Source organism: Leucobacter sp. Psy1 (genome assembly GCF_020096995.1).
Lineage (GTDB): Bacteria > Actinomycetota > Actinomycetes > Actinomycetales > Microbacteriaceae > Leucobacter.
This window is the reverse complement of record NZ_CP083692.1, coordinates 2,955,919-2,972,658: the sequence shown is the minus strand read 5'-3', so window position 1 is coordinate 2,972,658 and position 16,740 is coordinate 2,955,919. Positions and strand designations below refer to the sequence as shown.

The following is a 16,740-nucleotide window of genomic DNA, read 5'->3' as shown; positions in this document are numbered from 1 at the left end:
CGCGCTGCCGACGGCCGGTGCCTATTCTGGTGGGGGCGGCCTCACTGACCAGGCTGGGCCGCTCAGCATCGCCCGAGCCCGCGTGAGATGAGAGACGCCAGTGAACGATCGCAGTGAGCCGCTGCCGAGGTACTCCGGTACCGGAGGCGACGAGGTGCGTCTGCCGCGACCGCCGGGCCTGCTGCGACGGTGGGTGGCGAACCACGGTCGTGCCGTCGACATCACGATCGTCGTCGTGTACCTCTTCGGGTGCGCGCTTGCGGTGCTCCTCGACCTGATCGCGGGGACTGCGGATCCCGAGCCGTTCGCCGGGATCTTCCTGCCCGACCTCCCCGGGTACCTCACCTGGCCGTGGATCCTGGTGGCGCTCTTCCGCGCGGCAGCCGTGGCAACGGCATTGCTCTTCCGTCGGCGGTTCCCGCTGATCGGCCTCGCCGTGGTCACGGTCATGCTGTTCGGAGAGCAGGGGGCGCAGACGCTCCCGAACTCGGTCGCCATCTGGTTCATGCTCTACGCCGTCCCGGTGTACCGCAGCGTTCCCGCGGGCTGGGTCGGGTATGCGATCGCGGTCGCCGGTTACAGCCTGCAGGTCGTGATCGACGAGGTGTGGGGCCCGTTTACGCTGGCGAACCCCGGAGGGATCCTGACCGCGGAGGCGGCCGCCGCCGACCGCGACCCGATCGTGATCGCGGTCGGCATCTTCATGACGGCGCTCTGGTACCTCGCGATCGTGCTCGTGGCGATCAACCTCGGCAACCGGCGCCGCTACCTGAGCGCGATCATCGACCGCGCCCACCAACTGGCGCGTGAACGCGATCAGCTGGCGCAGCTGGCGGTCGCCGAGGAGCGCTCGCGGATCGCCAGGGAGATGCATGACATCGTCGCCCACTCGGTCTCCGTGATGATCGCACTCTCGGAGGGTGCCGCGCGCGTCGCCGGGAAAGCGCCGGACGCCGCGGCCGACGCGATGGAACGCAGCGCCGAGACGGGGCGCACCGCGCTCGCCGAAATGCGACGGCTGCTCGGGGCGCTCACGGAACCCGCCGCATCAGAAGTCGAGTACGTGCCGCAGCCGGGTGTGGACGAATTGCCCGAACTCATCCGCGGCTTCACCGATGCCGGTATCCAGCCGCGCCTCACCGTGCTCGGCAGCGCCGCGGGCGACCGGGGCCAGGACCTCGCCGTCTACCGCATCGTGCAGGAGGGGCTCACCAACGTGCTCCGCTACGCCGGTCCTGGTGCGCGCGTCGACGTCACGGTGGATCGATCTGCTGACAGCACCGACGTCACGGTGCGGGACTTCGGAGTCGTGCCAGGAGGGCCCGGCCCGCTCTCAGGCGTAGGCTCTGGGCGTGGACTCCGGGGCCTCGAGGAGCGCGTGCGCGTCTTCGGCGGTCACATCGAATCAGGGCCGGTGCCGGGCGGTGGGTGGCAGCTCCGCGCGGTGCTGCCCGTGAGCGCGGATGCCCGTGAGCGACCCAGGCCGGATGCCGTGGAGGCTGAATCGCCGGAGGCCCCCACCGGGTCGCCGGCACCGACCGCACCGGAACCGACGGTGCCGACCCAGGAGGAACCCTCATGAGCCCAGAGCCGATCCGAGTGATGCTGGTCGACGATCAGGATCTGATCCGCACGGGTTTCCGGCTTGTGCTCTCAGCGGAACCCGGGATCGACGTGGTCGGCGAGGCGACCGACGGTGCGGCCGCACTGGAGGAGCTCGCCCGCCTGCAGGGGGCGTGCGACGTGATCCTCATGGATGTGCGCATGCCCGGCATGAACGGCATCGACGCCTCCGCCGAGGTGGCCCGGCGATTCCCGCAGACGCGTGTGCTCGTGCTCACCACGTTCGACCTCGACGAGTACGCGACGGCGGCGATCCAGGCGGGTGCGAGCGGCTTCCTGCTGAAGGACGCCCGGCCGAGCGAGTTGCTCGACGCGATCCAGCGGGTGTCCGACGGTGACGCGGTCATGGCGCCGAGCGTCACGCGACGCATGCTCGAACAGATGCGCACGGGCGGTGGAACCGCCGAACTGAGTGGCGTTGCCGGCGGGGCGACCGGGCCACGGGCCGTCACGGCGGCGGATTCCGGCGCACCTGACGCCGAGTTGGCCGAGGTGCTCACCGAGCGCGAGATCGAGGTGCTCAAGCTCATCGCAGAGGGCAAGAACAATGCCGAGATCAGCGGTGAGCTGTTCCTCTCCGAGTCGACCGTGAAGACGCACGTCGGCCGCATCCTCTCGAAGCTCGCGCTCCGCGACCGGGTGCACGCCGTCATCTACGCCCGCACCCACGGTCTCTGACCCGCGGTCTGCGACCCGCTGTCCCACCGCCCGCCGTGCCCGCTGTCAGTCGTACCGGATACCCTGAAGGGGTGGATCACTGGGCAGAGATCGTCGGGCAGACCGCGGCAGTCGAAGCGCTCGAGCGCGCCGCATCGCCCGAGGGTGCCGGCGAACTCGCGCATGCCTGGCTCATCACCGGTCCGCCAGGGTCGGGGCGATCCAACATCGCCGAGCGCTTCGCCGCAGCGCTCATCGCGCGCGAGGTCGACGAGCGCGCCAAGATCTTCGATCAGGTGCGTGCGCGCACCCACCCCGACTATGCGCTGCTCACCACGCAGGCGGTGACGATCCGCGTCGATGACGTGCGCGAGTTCATCAAGAACGCCTACTACGCTCCCGCGGAGGGACGGCACAGGGTCATCGTGATCGAGGATGCGGATCGAATGCCCGAACGCACCTCGAACGTACTGTTGAAGGTGCTCGAGGAGCCGCCGGAGCGAACGATTTGGATCCTGTGCGCGCCGAGCGAGGCCGATCTGCTGCCGACCATCCGGTCGCGCACGCGCTCGCTGCGCCTCGTCACCCCCTCGACCGCCGACGTCGCGCACCTCCTCCACGTGCGCGACGGCATCGACACCGCAGCCGCCGAACGCGCAGCGCGCCTCTCGCAGAACCACATCGGCATGGCGCGGCGACTCGCGACGAGCCCCGAAGCGCTCGAGCGACGATCACGGAGCATCGCCGCGGCCCTGGCCGTCACCACGCTCGGCGACGCCATGCGGGCGGCGAGCGAACTGCTGAAGGTCGCCGAAGCCGACGCTGCCGCACTGACGGAACAGCTCGACGCCCGCGAACGCGAGGAGGCGATGCGCAACCTGGGGCTCGAACCCGGAGCGGCGATCCCGCCGCAGCTCCGCGGGCAGATCAAGGCGCTCGAGGAGGATCAGAAGCGGCGCGCGACGCGCAGTCTCCGCGACGGGATCGACCGCGTGCTGACCGACCTGCTGTCCCTGTACCGCGACGTACTCCTCACCGCGATCTCAGTGGCAGACACGACCGAGGGGTCTGCCCTCATCAACACCGAGGAGCGGGAGCGCATCGTCGAGCTCGCCGAGCGCTGGGGCCCGCGCCGCGCGCTCGCCGCCGTCGACGCGCTGGAGGAGGCGCGTCTGCGACTCTCCCGCGCCGTCACCCCGGGGCTCGTGCTCGAGGCCCTTTTCGCCGGACTCATCGTCGACCCCGCCGGTGCCGAGTGACGGACGAGGAGACGCCGCGGAGGCGCGGACCACGCGCGGTGATCGTCACGGTCGCGATCCTCGTGGTCGCGGCGTTGGCGGTGTATGGCATCCTCCCGCTGTTCATCGGCTCCCGTGATGCGACCGACCCGGAGCCCGGCCCCCTCCCGGCGGTTCCGGCCGGCACCGTCGAAGCTTTCGGAGCCCAGGAGCCCGAGTGGTGGGACTGCGCGGACGGGAAGCAGTGCGCCGATGTGCACGCACCCCTGGACTGGGCCGATCCCGCCGGGGACCGCATCACCCTGCGCCTCGTGAAGCAGCCAGCGGCCGGAGGAGACCCGATCGGCACGCTCTTCGTGAACCCAGGTGGCCCGGGTGCGTCAGGAGCGGGTTTCGTCGCCGGCGGAGTCGACGGGTCCGTGACCCAGGAGGTGCAGGCGGCGTACGACATCGTGGGGTGGGATCCCCGGGGCGTTGGTGCCTCGACACCCGTCGACTGCCTCGACGACGCCGATATGGACGCGTACCTGTTCGGGGAGGACGAGACCGAAGACCTGGAACCGGGCAGCGACGAGTGGATCGCGTCCGCCGTCGAGAACTCGACCGAGTTCGGCGATGCCTGCGCCGCTGAGACGGGCCCGCTGCTCGCGCACGTGGGCACCGACGAGACGGTGCAAGATCTCGACATGCTCCGCGCCATCGTCGGTGCGGACACCCTCGACTACATCGGGTACTCTTACGGCACGCTGATCGGTGCCCGATACGCCGACGCCTACCCCGAACGAGTCGGACGCCTCGTGCTCGACGGGGCGATGGACCCTGAGACGAGCGAGTTCGACGTGGTCCGTGAACAGACGAGGGGGTTCGAGGAGGCGCTGCGCACCTACGTCGCCGACTGCCTCGAGCGGGACGGCTGCCCGCTCTCGGGCAGCGTCGACGGGGCGATGTCGCAGATCGGCGACCTCCTCCACCGCGTCGACGAGCAACCGCTCACCGGCGATGACGGGCGCACGGTGACCGTGAACACCCTGCTGACCGCCATCATCACCCCGCTCTACTCGCCGGACTCGTGGACCGCGCTCGACGACCTCTTCGCGACGGTCGCCACCGGTGATCCGCAAGTGGCACTCAGCCTCGCCGACTTCTACTTCAACCGCGAAGACGGCGAGTACACCGACAACCAGACCGAAGCCTTCTTCGCCATCAACTGCGCCGACTACGGTAGCGACCTCGATCCTGACCGGATGCGCGAGCAGGCGGAAGAACTCGAGCGCATCGCCCCGACCATCGGGCCCTACCAGGGATACGGCGACGTCAGTTGCGCCGGGTGGCCCACCGCGGGGGAGAGCCAGCGCTCGGCGGTCACCGCAGCGGGTGCGGCGCCGATCCTCGTCGTCGGCACGACCGGGGACCCGGCGACGCCCTACCGTTGGGCCGAGGCGCTCGCCGCGCAGCTCGAGAGCGGGGTGCTCGTCACTTACCAGGGTGAGGGGCACACGGCGTACGGCGAGAACGCGTGCGTCGACCGGACCGTCGACGCCTACCTGCTGGAGGGTGCAGTTCCGGCTCAGGACCCGGTCTGCGCATAGGCGCCCCACCCCCGCCCGCCGACTCCCCGCCGAGACTGCAGTTCGTCCCACTTCGGCGGCCGGCAAGCCCGACAAAGTGCGATCTCGGCGAGGCCGCGAGCCTCACGCGGCCCGATGTGCTTCGCAGCCCGCGAGGTGCTACAGTAATCACTTGTGCGCAGCGCTGTCTGCGTGCAGGCCGCCTTAGCTCAGTCGGTAGAGCGATTCACTCGTAATGAATAGGTCGCCGGTTCGATTCCGGCAGGCGGCTCCACTGTTTTCCGTCTCTCCCCGCGCGACTGCGCACTCGCGTGCGCGCGTCAGCGCCGCGTCTTCGCCCAGTAGGCTCGCAGTCATGACGGATGCCGCTGGGTTCGACGCGAGCGGGGACCGCCAGCTCACCAGGCTCGAACGCGCCATTGATCGGGCCGCTCACCGAGTGCTCGCCGGGAAACCGGACTCCGGGCCGCGTGCCGTGCTCATCGAGTGCGCCGTCTTCCTGCTGAAGCAGGCGTGGGCGTGCATTTTCGGAGCCCTGCTGCTCGTCGTCATCGTCGCAGCGCGACTCTGGTACCCCGACGACGCGGTGCTCGCACGGAACGATGCGCTGACGATCGCGGCGATCCTGATCCAGGTCGGCATGCTCGCTTTCCGACTGGAGAGCGGCCGTGAACTCTGGGTGGTAGTCCTCTTCCACCTCACCGGGACCGCCATGGAACTCTTCAAGACCGATGTCGGGTCGTGGAGCTACGACGGGGACGGAGTGCTGCGCATCGCTGCGGTTCCCCTGTTCAGCGGATTCATGTACGCGGCGGTGGGCTCGTACATGGTGCGCGTGTACCGCCTCCACTCGCTGCGCTTCACCCGGTATCCGTCGATCTGGGCGACGACGATCGTCGCTGTCGGAATCTACGCCAATTTCTACGCCCACCACTTCATCTTCGATCTGCGGTGGGTGCTGCTCGCGCTCGTGATTCTGCTCTGGGGACGAACCATCATGCACTTCCGCGTGTGGAGGGCCGAGCTGCGCGTGCCGTTGCTCCTGGTCTTCATCGGTGTCGCGCTCTTCATCTGGCTGGCCGAGAACATCGGCACCTGGGGTGGGGCATGGCTCTACCCCGGCCAGGAGGACGGCTGGGTGATGGTCTCGCCGCAGAAGCTGATCGCGTGGTTCCTGCTCATGATCATCTCGGTGGTCATGGTGACGTGGGTGTACCCGCCGCGAGCCCCCGTGGACGATCAGGGGTCGCGCAACTGACCGAAGGTGTCCGGATTCACCGGACGGAGGTACTTGGGCAGGTTCGCGACTACGAGCAGGTACGACTCGGTGACGAGGTCGTCGAGTAGTCCCGGATCGATCGCGCCGCCGGCGCGCACGGTGATCCAGTGCCGCTTGTTCATGTGGTAACCCGGAATGATGTCGGCGTGGGATTCGCGGAGCGCCCGACCGTCGGCCGGCGCAGCCTTCAGATTCACGATCGGCACACCGTCGAGCTCGGATTGGAGCATGAAGACTTTGCCGCGCACCTTGTAGACGTTCCACTCGTCGCCGAATGGATGGGTGAGTTCCGCGCCCGGGAGCTCTTCGCTCCTCGCGGCTGTGCGCTCGTGCAGCTCTCGTCCGTCCACAGTTGTCCCCTTCCGAGCATGGGTGTGGTCACGATCGTACGCCGCCGGTTGTCAGAACGTCTCCAGGCCCCGCGGGCTACACTGCGAGAGTGATCAGCGCGTCCCGCTCCCGTCGGCCCTCGCGCACCGCTCTTCTGGTTCGCGCGCTGACCGGGCTGCTCGCCGCCCTGCTCGTAGTCGCGGCGATCAGCGCTGTCGTGCACAGTGAGCGAGGCGGCGGTGACGTCGCACACGGTCCTGCGGTCTCGGTGGTCAGTGAGATCGCTCCCTCCGTCGTGCACCCCGGGACGTTCGCCGCCGAGACCCTCGCCGCCGAACCGGACGCCGCCGCAATGATCGCCTGCGTCATCGGTGCGCTCTGCGCGATGATCGTCGTCGTCGTCCTCCGTCACCGGCTGCTCTCGGCGCCGCAGCGCGACCCTCGGCTCCGACCCCTGCCTGCACATCTGCGGGCTCTCGGGGCCGCCGACAGCGGGACCGGTCACACCCCGCTCCTCCTCCGGCTGGGAGTCCTCAGGATCTGAGCTCGGCAGGCCGCCCTTCGGCGGCGTTCGACGAGTCCAGGCGGCCTCGGCGCAGGGTCACCTGCACCGCGGTTCGCCTGGCTCGTGCCCCTGCACAGTTCACGACCACTCGGAGAAACCCCATGTCCCAGACACCCCACACCAGCTCAGCACCCGCCCAGAGGCCGACCGGATGGCGCGGCCTCAGCACGTCCACGAAAACGATGCTCATCGCCATCCCGTCGCTGCTCTTGGTGGTCGGCATCATCATCCTCGTCGCGGTATTCAACCGACCGGAAGCCGCTGCCCCCGAGAGCGCTGGTGTCAATGCGGCCCAGGCGAACTCGCACTATCTCGACGATGCGGGGGAGAATGCTCCCACCCTCGTCGAGTTCCTCGACTTCGAGTGCGGGGCATGCGGCGGCATCTACCCCGCGATGGAGCAGATCCGCGAGCGCTACGACGGGAAGATCAACTACGTCATTCGCTACTTCCCGATCGAGAGCCACGCCAACGCCATGAATGCGGCGATCGCCGTCGAAGCCGCAGCCCAGCAGGGCGAACTCGAGGCGATGTACCAGATGATGTTCGAGACGCAGACGGAGTGGGGCGGCCAGCAGGAGTCTGAAGCCGAACGCTTCCGCGGCTACGCCGAGCAGATCGGTCTCGATCTCGAGGCGTACGATGCGGCGGTCGCCGATCCCGAGACGGAGGCCAGGATCGAGCAGGATCGCCTCGCCGGTCAAGCTCTCGGCATCGCGGGCACCCCGACGTTCTTCCTCGACGGCGAGGCGCTCGAACTCGCCGTCGAGAGCGACCTCACGGACGCGCTCGATCGCGCGATCGAGGAGCGCGGCGGCGAGGCGCCCTGATCCGCGAGCCGTTTCCGGCCGCTGCGCGCTCGTGGGTCAGGGCGTCGGTGCGACGACCGGGAACGGCTCGCCCCCGTACTTCTCGTCGGCGACATTCATGATCGCCGGCCAGATCGACTGATCGGCCTGCTGGAGACCGGCGAAGTTCTGCGTCGAGACGTTGCCGCTGACGTTGCCGACCCACGTGGCGGTCGACACCTGGGTGCTGGCGCCGACGGTCCAGTTGTCGCCCTGGTCGTCGGTGGTGCCGGTCTTCGCGAGGTGGGGCACCCCGGTTGCCGACTGCGCGTGCGTGGCGAGTCCCTGGTTCACGGTGTACTCCAGGGTCGCGGCGACCCCGGCGGCGACCTCGGGTTCGATCCCCTCGGAGCACTCGCCCTGCGAGAAGGCGACATCGTTGCCCTCCGGGTCCGTGATCGACTCGATCGGTACCGGGGTGCACACCGTGCCGTCGCCGGCGAATGCACCGTATGCAGAGGCCATGGTGATGGGGGCGATCTCATCGATGCCGCCGTACACGTTCGACGGAACGCGGCTCAGCTCACGTGTGCCGAAGCTCGGCAGATCCTCGTTGGTCTGGTCGGAGGCGCGGTGGATGCCGAGCTTCTCGGCGGTGTCGAACGTGCCGCAGAGATCCATCTGCTGCTGCATGGAGACGAGTCCGCCGTTCAACGACTGCGCGATCGCGGTCTGTACCGTCTGAGTGCCGCGGACGTCCTCGTTGTCGTTCGTGAAGTCGAACGTGCCCGAACCGTATACTCCTCCGGGCATGCACGATCCCGGGAACGAACCCTCGTCGACGGTGCGGCCGTTCACATCGACCGTCTCCTGCACCGAGTGCCCGGTGCGCAGCCACTCGGCGAGGGTCACCGGCTTGAACGTCGAACCGACCTGGAAGCCCCCGGAGCCCCCGTACTCGAAGTCGGTGTTGTAGTTCACGCTCGTGTATCCGGGGTTGGCCTCGACGAACGCGTCATCCTCGCTGAACGGGCGATTCTGCGCCATGGCCCGCACCTTGCCGGTGCCGACCTCGACGCTGGAGCTCGCCGAGCCGATGTCGATCCCGTCCATCTCTGCCGGGACCGCATCTCGAGTCGCGTCGACGGCCGCGCGCTGCATGTCGGGATCGATGGTGGTCTCGATCTCGTATCCGCCGCGCACGAATGTGAAGTAGCGCTCCTCCGGGGTGTCCCCGAATGCGGGATCGTTCAAGATGTACTGCTGCACGTAGTTGCAGAAATGTCCCATGCCCTTCTCCTCGGCCGCGGAGCAGCCAGAGGGGCGGGGTGAGATATTCGGTTCGACGGGCGTTGCGATCGCCTCGTCGTGCTCGGCCTGCGAAATGCGATCCTGCTCGAGCATCGAATCGAGAATCTGGTCGCGGCGCTGCTGATTCGCCTCGATGTTCTCCTCGATGTCGATCTGCAGGTTCGACGGGTTGTTCACCATCGCGATGAGACTCGCGGACTCGGCGATCGAGAGATCCTGGGCACTCTTGCCGTAGTAGTACTGCGCCGCGGACTCGATGCCGTAGATCTGACTGCCGAACAGTGCGATGTTCAGGTAGCCGAGCAGGATGTCCTCTTTCGAGTACTCCTTCTCGATACTTACGGCGTACCGCATCTCCTGCAGCTTCCGGTCCATGTCCTGACGCATGGCGTCCTCGTACACGGCTTCTCGCTTGTCCGGGTCGGCGATCGACTCCGCCTCCTGCACCAGCACATTCCGCACGTACTGCATGGTGATCGTGGAGGCGCCTGACAGGTTCTGCCCGGCGACGTTCTGCACGACCGCGCGACCCGCGGCGAGGACGTCGATGCCGTTGTGAGAGTAGAATCGGGGATCCTCCTCGGCCACAGCGGCGTCCTTCACCGTCTGCGGGATCTCCTCCCACTCCACGGGCTCCCGATCCTGCGCGTAGAACGTGGCGATCTCTTCGCGCTCGCCGTCGTTGTCGGCGTAGAGCGTCGAGGGCTGAGCCAGTGTTCCGGGGTCGAGGTGATCAGGGAGATTCTCGAACACGTTGATCGCGGTCGTCGCGGCAGCGCCGCTCACCGCCACCACGGGGGTGACCGCGGCGGTCAGGAGGACGCCGGCGACCGCGCTCATGGCGACTGCGCCGAGCACGCCTGTGATGCGCCGGCCGGGTCGTTCGGGTTCGCCCGTCGCCTCAGCCTCCTCGGCCGGTTCGAGGCCGGAGTCCGTGCCTGGCTCCATTTCGGGCTCTGCGGCGCCGTCAGCCTCGGGCTCTGCCTCGTCGTCAGACTCGGGCTCCCGTTCGGGTTCCGCCTGGGGCTCGTCGTCGCCCGGCTCCTGTGGTTCGCTCATTCGGATGGTTCCTCCGAGGTCTTGAGTCCGAGCCCGTGATGCGGCGGGTCGGCGTTCGCTCGTTGTTCGATCGTGTGTGCTCTCCGCCTTCCAGGCTAAGCAGACCGACCTGGGAGCGACCGCAATCCCCCGGGATGGGTGACGAGTCGACGAGGTGTGCCCGATCTAGCGACAGAGTCTTGACGCCCGCTTGTCTCCATGCATATCTTGGTTCCAAGAGGGGGAAAGATTAGTTACTCATATTGATTGAAAGGCGATGAGTGATGTCTACCTCCCTGAGGATTTCCCCTGCTGTGCGTTGGATTCTTGCACTGGACTACGACTGCGGACCTTGCAGCGACTTCGGACGGCGACTTCGAGCAGAAGTCGGTGAAGAGCTCGAGATTCGCGGCCTGAAGGACCCGGACATCGTGCACTGGAGACAGGTCACGGGAGATACTCGTGACTGGACGCCAGTTCTGCTGCGAATCGAGGGGGACCGTGCTGAATCATGGACACGGCTCGGTCTTGCAACGAAGCTCATCCGACGGTTTGGTTTACGCACTTCGAGGCGCATTCTCTCGATCGTCGGCGAATCTCGGAAGGCGATTGGAGTGTCTTCGCCCGAACGCAGGATGCTCTTCCGTATTATCCCGAGCATTCTCCTCGGCGGTGCTGTAGCTGGAGCGACGCTGGGTGCGGCGAGATCTCGTGAAGCGGAGTTCGATGCCGAATGGATCCTTGGCGCAGAGGCCAACTTGGTCTGCGACGATGCTCGTCGTGACCCTGGCGTCACCCAGTTGACTCGCGAACTCTTCGAGCGCGGATTTGCCGCTGTCCCAGACCAGGATGCGGCCATTGAGAAGGAGGGTCGCACCACTGCTCTGCTCTCGTTTCGCAATGAAGACGAGAAACGATTCAGCATCCTTCGGTACCTCGCTGAAAACCCCGCGCGGACCCGCGCAGAACTGATCGACATGTCTGGAGACCGACCTATTGTCATCGAGGAACTCTTCGCCGACGACGTTGCTCCGTTGTTCAAGTGGAACAGATGGGCCGATTGTGTTGCGTTCTTCTGTCCGGCGTGCGCGGCGTTCTGCGGAGTAACGGGAGTCATCTACCCCGGTTGTCTCGTGACGTGCTGCGCCGGCGGGCTGGCGACATGCGCCTCCCTGAATTAGCCGAGGTGTAGATGAATCGCAATCAGCGTCGCCCGTCTATGGATGAAGAATTCCTCGCCCTGAGCGGCGAGGAAGAGGAAGAAGTGCGGCTCGCGGTGTATGAGGGGCGGCGCGTACGCCGCCCCGAGCTCGCATCGCTCGCGGTTCGCTATGCGGATTTCTGCGGTGATCGAGCCGGGCTGCAGCTGTACCGTTCGTGGTGGTACGTCTCTTCGGTGGTTCTCGGTGCGGCAGCAATAGTCACGAGCCCTGTGGGCTGGGTTGGTGCGATCGTGTTCACCGGACTCATGGGCATCACCCCCGCTCTCGGACAAGGAAGAGTTCGGCGAGCTCGCATCGCTGCGCGGGAGAATCGTGATCTTCTCGACGAGAGCGATCTAGCCTGAGAGCGGACACGGGTGGAGCCTCGGGCTCAGGCTCAGGCTCGGGCTCGGGCTCGGGCTCGGGGAAGTCCCGCCACGCTAGACTGTGGCCGCGCATGCGCAGAGTCTGCCAATGGAGTGAGAGGTTCGAGATGTCGCAGTACCGGGTTCAGAATCCCGCCACCGGAGAGGTCGTCGAGACCTTCGAAACGGCCACCGATCAGCAGATCGAGGAGGCCCTCGCGCAGGCGCACGACGCCTACACGGAGTGGCGCGAACGCGGCATTCAGGAGCGCGCCGCGATCGTGCGGCGGGTGGCTGAGCTCTTCGAGGAGCGGAAGCAGGAGCTGGCCGAGATCATCTCGCTCGAAATGGGCAAGCCGCTCGCCGAGAGTATCGACGAGGTCGAGTTCGCGGCGTCGATCATCGACTACTACGGCGTCTATGGACCCGGACTGGCGACGGATGTCGAGATCCCGAGCACCATCCCGGGGAAGGCGTACATCGAGCAGCGCCCGGTCGGCGCACTGCTCGGCGTGATGCCGTGGAACTTCCCGTACTACCAGGTGGCGCGGTTCGCGGCGCCGAACCTGGTGCTCGGCAACACCATCCTGCTGAAGCACGCCGAGATCTGCGCCCGCTCGGCGCTGGCGATCGAGCAGATCATGCACGACGCGGGCGTTCCGACTGGCGGCTACCAGAATCTCTTCGCCTCGCACGACCAGGTCGCCACGATCATCGCCGACCCTCGGGTGCAGGGAGTCTCCCTGACCGGATCGGAGCGCGCCGGCGCGATCATCGGTGAGCAGGCGGGCCGGAACCTGAAGAAGGCGGTGCTCGAGCTCGGTGGCATCGACGCGATGATCGTGCTCGACGCCGACGACGTGGCCGAGGTCGCCCGTGAGGCATGGGGCTTCCGCGTCAGCAACGGCGGGCAGGTCTGCAACTCCAACAAGCGCCTCATCGTGATGGACGACATCTACGACGAGTTCGTCGCGGAGCTCGAGAGGCTCGCGACCGGGCTCGAACCCGGTGACCCGCTCGACCTGGCAGAGGGGCAGTACACTCCGCTATCCACGCGCGAGGCCGCCGAGAAGGTGCACAGCCAGGTGCAGCAGGCGGTGGCCGAGGGGGCGAAGCTCCACGTCGGCGGTGTGCTCTCGGACGGGCCGGCCGCGTACTACTCGCCGGCCGTGCTGACCGGTGTGCGCCCCGACTCGGAGACATACCGGCAGGAGATCTTCGGCCCGGTCGCGACGGTGTATCGCGTATCGAGCGACGAGGAAGCGATCGAGCTGGCAAACGACTGCGACTTCGGTCTCGGCGGGTCGGTCTTCTCGACCGATCCGGCTCGGGCGAAGAAGCTCTCGGACCGGCTCGAGGTCGGCATGACGCACGTCAACACCATCGCCGCAGAGGCCGCAGAGCTGCCGTTCGGCGGAGTGAAGTACTCGGGATTCGGCCGTGAGATGGGACCGCTCGGAATGGGCGAGTTCGTGAACCGCCGCCTGCACTTCATCGCGGAGTAGCTGGCGCTCGCGCGTCACGTTCCGCTCGCTATTGAGGTTCTCCTCGTCGAAACCTGGTGTTCCGATCGAGGAGAACCTCAATAGCGCGGAGAACCTCGGCGGGGATGCTTCGCCGATGCCCCGCCTCTATTCAGCCTCCACGAGGTACCGGCTGTAGGCGGGCACGGTGAGGAAGTTCGCGAAGGTGTCCTCCAGTGCGACCTCACGGAAGACGGCGACGGCGTCGTCGAAGCGATCGCCGGCGGTGCGGTCGAGTCCGTCGATGAACTCCTCGACGAGCCCGGACACCCACTCGCGGGTCACCGGAGTGCCGTCGGCGGTCACCTGCCCCTGCTGGATCCACTGCCAGATCTGCGAGCGGCTGATCTCGGCGGTCGCGGCGTCCTCCATCATGTTGTCGATGGCGGCGGCGCCGATGCCGCGCAACCAGGACTCGAGGTAGCGAATCCCGATCGAGATGTTGTCGCGCACTCCCGCCTCGGTGACGTCGCGTCCGATGCGCACGTCGAGCAGGTGCTCTGCGGTGACGTGGACGTCGTCGCGCTGACGTGAGATCTGGTGCGGTTCGACGCCGAGCACGGCGTCGAACTCGGCGCGTGCGATCGGGATGAGGTCGGGGTGGGCGACCCAGGTGCCGTCGAATCCGTCACCGGCCTCGCGCTGTTTGTCGGCGCGCACCTGCTCCTCGGCCCGACGGGTGACCTCGGGGTCGCGACGGTTCGGAATGAACGCGCTCATGCCGCCGATGGCGTGGGCGCCGCGCCGGTGGCAGGTCTGCACGAGCAGCTCGGTGTAGGCACGCATGAAGGGGACGGTCATGGTGACCTCGCTGCGGTCGGGGAGCACGAATCGCGCGCCGCGTCCGCGGTAGTTCTTCACGATCGAGAAGATGTAGTCCCAGCGACCCGCGTTCAGTCCGGCGCTGTGGTCGCGGAGCACGTAGAGGATCTCCTCCATCTCGAACGCGGCCGGGAGCGTCTCGATGAGCACCGTCGCCCGAATGGTGCCGTGCGGGAGGCCGAGCAGCGTTTCGGTGTCGACGAAGATGTCGTCCCAGAGCTTCGCCTCCTCGCTCGATTCGATCTTCGGGAGGTAGAAGTAGGGGCCCCGGCCGCGTGCGACGAGCTCGCGGGCGTTGTGGAACGCGTAGAGTCCGAAGTCGACGAGGCTGGCGGATGCGGCACCGGAGCGGCCGCTCCGGTCGGTGTAGCGGAGGTGCTTCTCGACGAGGTGCCACCCGCGTGGCCGCATGACGATGGTGGGGGTGCGGTCGGCGGTCACCCGGTATTCGCGGCCCTCCGAGGTGGTGAAGGCGAGCTGATCCCGGATCGCGTCGAACAGCGAGAGCTGTCCGCCGATGATGTTGTGCCAGGTGGGGCTGGTGGCGTCCTCGAAGTCGGCGAGCCAGACCTGAGCTCCCGAGTTCAGCGCATTGACGGTCATCTTCGGGTCCACCGGTCCGGTGATCTCGACGCGGCGATCCTCGAGGCCCGGAGCGGGGGAGGCGATGCGCCAGGCCGCGTCCTCACGGATGTGGCGGGTGTCCTCGCGGAACTGGGGGTCCCGGCCGTTGCCGATCTCGTACCGCTTGCGCTGTCGGTCGGCGAGCCGATCGTGCCTGGCGCCGGCGAATCGGTCGTGGAGGTGCTCGACGAACGCGATGGCTTCCGGGGTGAGGATCCGATCCTCGCCGTCGATCGGGCGGGCGATGACCTCGAGTCGGGATCCGGCTGCGGCGTTGCGGGTCTCGGTCCGCCTGTGCGTTTCAGCGGGGCGGGTCGCGGTGGTGATCTGGGTGGGGGACATGACGTGGCCTTTCACGTGGGGGTCGGTGCGGGGTGCGGGGTCGGCGTCGAGGAGTCAGTGGAACTGCCCCTCTTCGGTGGAGCCGACGAGCGCGAGGGTCGAAGCCTCGGGGTTCAGTGCCGTCGAGATGGCGTCGAAGTAACCGGTGCCCACCTCGCGCTGGTGCTTGGTCGCGGTGTAGCCGCGGGCTTCATCGGCGAACTCGCGCTCCTGGAGTTCGACGTAGGCGCTCATTCCCCTGCGGGCGTATCCGTGCGCGAGATCGAACATCGACGAGTTCAGCGCGTGGAATCCGGCGAGGGTGATGAACTGGAACGTGAACCCCATGGCGCCGAGCTCGCGCTGGAACTTCGCGATGGTGTCGTCGTCGAGGTGACGACGCCAATTGAACGAGGGCGAGCAGTTGTAGGCGAGCATCTGGTCGGGGAACTCGGACTTCACGCCCTCGGCGAAGCGCCGGGCGAGGTCCAGGTCTGGCGTGCCCGTCTCCATCCAGATGAGGTCGGAGTACGGTGCGTACGCGCGTGCCCGGGCGATGCAGGGCTCGAGGCCGTTGCGCACCTTGTAGAAGCCCTCGGCGGTGCGCTCGCCGGTGATGAACTCCTGGTCGCGCTCATCGACGTCGGAAGTGATGAGCGTGGCTGCCTCGGCGTCGGTGCGGGCGACGACCACTGAGGGAACGCCGGCGACGTCGGCCGCGAGGCGAGCGGCGTTGAGGGTGCGCACGTGCTGCTGGGTCGGGATCAGCACCTTGCCACCGAGGTGACCGCACTTCTTCTCGCTCGCGAGCTGGTCCTCCCAGTGCACGCCGGCAGCTCCCGCCGTGATCATCGACTTCATGAGTTCGTAGGCGTTGAGCGGGCCGCCGAATCCGGCTTCCGCATCGGCGACGATCGGCACCAGCCAATCCTCGACACTCTGCTCGCCTTCGGCGTGCTCGATCTGGTCGGCGCGGAGCAGCGCGTTGTTGATGCGCCGCACAACCTGCGGCACCGAGTTCGCCGGGTACAGCGACTGGTCGGGGTAGGTCTGGCCCGCGAGGTTCGCATCGGCTGCGACCTGCCAGCCGGAGAGGTAGATGGCGCGGAGCCCAGCCTTCACCTGCTGCACGGCCTGATTGCCGGTGAGCGCTCCGAGGGCGTTGGTGTAACCGCCAGACGGGGCCTCCTCGGTCAGCTGCGACCACAGCTTTTCGGCGCCGCGCCGGGCGAGGGTGTGCTCTTCCTGCACCGTGCCGCGGAGGCGGATCACCTCGTCCGCGCTGTAGTCGCGGGTCGTCTGCTCCCAGCGCGGGTCGTTGTTCCACTCCCACTCGAGCTGCGTTGCTGCGTCGTTCACGGGTTCTCCTTTGATCGTGTGTTTCGGGTTGTTTTCCATTCTTGGGTGCCGTGTGCGCCGATGATCCTGAATATCCGAGAGAAATTTCCGGATTATTCTGTTTCACGGAACTCTGGTCCTGTGTCAC

At 67.3% G+C, this 16,740-nt stretch carries 15 protein-coding genes and 1 tRNA gene; 11 read left to right on the top strand and 5 right to left on the bottom strand.

Annotated elements, in window-relative coordinates:
• The first annotated feature begins 100 nt into the window (after positions 1 to 100).
• The 6 genes from K8P10_RS14055 (at position 101) to K8P10_RS14030 (ending at position 6,344) form a co-directional block, all read left to right on the top strand.
• Positions 101 to 1,582: a sensor histidine kinase gene (locus K8P10_RS14055; RefSeq protein WP_224779514.1), complete on the top strand. Its 1,482-nt coding sequence runs from the start codon at positions 101 to 103 to the stop codon at positions 1,580 to 1,582.
• Positions 1,579 to 2,301 carry a response regulator transcription factor gene (locus tag K8P10_RS14050; RefSeq protein ID WP_224779513.1) on the top strand — a complete coding sequence of 241 codons (723 nt, stop codon included), beginning with the start codon at positions 1,579 to 1,581 and terminating at the stop codon, positions 2,299 to 2,301. Before K8P10_RS14055 ends, K8P10_RS14050 begins: the two co-directional genes overlap by 4 nt.
• 71 nt (positions 2,302 to 2,372) lie before the next feature.
• The gene (locus tag K8P10_RS14045; RefSeq protein WP_224779512.1) at positions 2,373 to 3,539 is read left to right on the top strand and encodes a DNA polymerase III subunit delta'; all 1,167 of its coding nucleotides are present in this window, start codon (positions 2,373 to 2,375) and stop codon (positions 3,537 to 3,539) included.
• Positions 3,536 to 5,107, top strand: a complete 1,572-nt coding sequence (locus K8P10_RS14040; RefSeq protein ID WP_224779511.1) for an alpha/beta hydrolase — start codon at positions 3,536 to 3,538, stop codon at positions 5,105 to 5,107. Before K8P10_RS14045 ends, K8P10_RS14040 begins: the two co-directional genes overlap by 4 nt.
• A 177-nt stretch (positions 5,108 to 5,284) precedes the next feature.
• Positions 5,285 to 5,360 (top strand) — tRNA-Thr (locus K8P10_RS14035).
• Between the two features lie 81 nt (positions 5,361 to 5,441).
• Positions 5,442 to 6,344 (top strand): DUF817 domain-containing protein, encoded by a 903-nt coding sequence (locus K8P10_RS14030; protein ID WP_224779510.1) that lies wholly within the window; start codon positions 5,442 to 5,444, stop codon positions 6,342 to 6,344.
• Here K8P10_RS14030 and K8P10_RS14025 read toward each other — a convergent pair.
• Positions 6,326 to 6,715, bottom strand: a complete 390-nt coding sequence (locus K8P10_RS14025) for an MmcQ/YjbR family DNA-binding protein (RefSeq protein WP_224779509.1) — start codon at positions 6,713 to 6,715, stop codon at positions 6,326 to 6,328. The genes K8P10_RS14030 and K8P10_RS14025 overlap by 19 nt on opposite strands.
• 89 nt (positions 6,716 to 6,804) lie before the next feature.
• Between K8P10_RS14025 and K8P10_RS14020 the strand changes: the two genes are divergently transcribed.
• Positions 6,805 to 7,239, top strand: a complete 435-nt coding sequence (locus K8P10_RS14020; RefSeq protein WP_224779508.1) for a hypothetical protein — start codon at positions 6,805 to 6,807, stop codon at positions 7,237 to 7,239.
• Here the strand turns inward: K8P10_RS14020 and K8P10_RS14015 are convergent.
• On the bottom strand, positions 7,229 to 7,450 hold the full coding sequence (locus K8P10_RS14015; protein WP_224779507.1) for a hypothetical protein: 222 nt from the start codon (positions 7,448 to 7,450) through the stop codon (positions 7,229 to 7,231). The genes K8P10_RS14020 and K8P10_RS14015 overlap by 11 nt on opposite strands.
• Between K8P10_RS14015 and K8P10_RS14010 the strand changes: the two genes are divergently transcribed.
• Positions 7,443 to 8,090, top strand: coding sequence for a thioredoxin domain-containing protein (locus K8P10_RS14010; RefSeq protein ID WP_224779506.1), 648 nt, complete (start codon positions 7,443 to 7,445; stop codon positions 8,088 to 8,090). The two genes, K8P10_RS14015 and K8P10_RS14010, sit on opposite strands and share 8 nt — an antisense overlap.
• 36 nt (positions 8,091 to 8,126) lie before the next feature.
• On the opposite strand, the gene K8P10_RS14005 is transcribed toward K8P10_RS14010, so the two are convergent.
• On the bottom strand, positions 8,127 to 10,418 hold the full coding sequence (locus tag K8P10_RS14005; protein ID WP_224779505.1) for a transglycosylase domain-containing protein: 2,292 nt from the start codon (positions 10,416 to 10,418) through the stop codon (positions 8,127 to 8,129).
• Positions 10,419 to 10,681: 263 nt separating this feature from the next.
• On the opposite strand from K8P10_RS14005, the gene K8P10_RS14000 reads away from it, so the two are divergent.
• The 3 genes from K8P10_RS14000 to K8P10_RS13990 all read left to right on the top strand — a co-directional run bounded on the left by K8P10_RS14000 (position 10,682) and on the right by K8P10_RS13990 (position 13,469).
• Positions 10,682 to 11,578 (top strand): hypothetical protein, encoded by an 897-nt coding sequence (locus K8P10_RS14000; RefSeq protein ID WP_224779504.1) that lies wholly within the window; start codon positions 10,682 to 10,684, stop codon positions 11,576 to 11,578.
• A 38-nt stretch (positions 11,579 to 11,616) separates the two neighbouring features.
• Complete coding sequence (locus K8P10_RS13995; RefSeq protein ID WP_224779503.1) at positions 11,617 to 11,964, top strand: hypothetical protein; 348 nt, start codon at positions 11,617 to 11,619, stop codon at positions 11,962 to 11,964.
• Positions 11,965 to 12,092: 128 nt separating this feature from the next.
• Complete coding sequence (locus tag K8P10_RS13990; protein ID WP_224779502.1) at positions 12,093 to 13,469, top strand: NAD-dependent succinate-semialdehyde dehydrogenase; 1,377 nt, start codon at positions 12,093 to 12,095, stop codon at positions 13,467 to 13,469.
• Positions 13,470 to 13,595: 126 nt separating this feature from the next.
• Here K8P10_RS13990 and aceB read toward each other — a convergent pair whose 3' ends face one another.
• On the bottom strand, positions 13,596 to 15,275 hold the full coding sequence (gene aceB, locus K8P10_RS13985) for a malate synthase A (RefSeq protein WP_224779501.1): 1,680 nt from the start codon (positions 15,273 to 15,275) through the stop codon (positions 13,596 to 13,598).
• 54 nt (positions 15,276 to 15,329) lie between these two features.
• Positions 15,330 to 16,652 carry an isocitrate lyase gene (gene aceA, locus K8P10_RS13980; protein WP_224779500.1) on the bottom strand — a complete coding sequence of 441 codons (1,323 nt, stop codon included), beginning with the start codon at positions 16,650 to 16,652 and terminating at the stop codon, positions 15,330 to 15,332.
• Between the last annotated feature and the right edge of the window lie 88 nt (positions 16,653 to 16,740).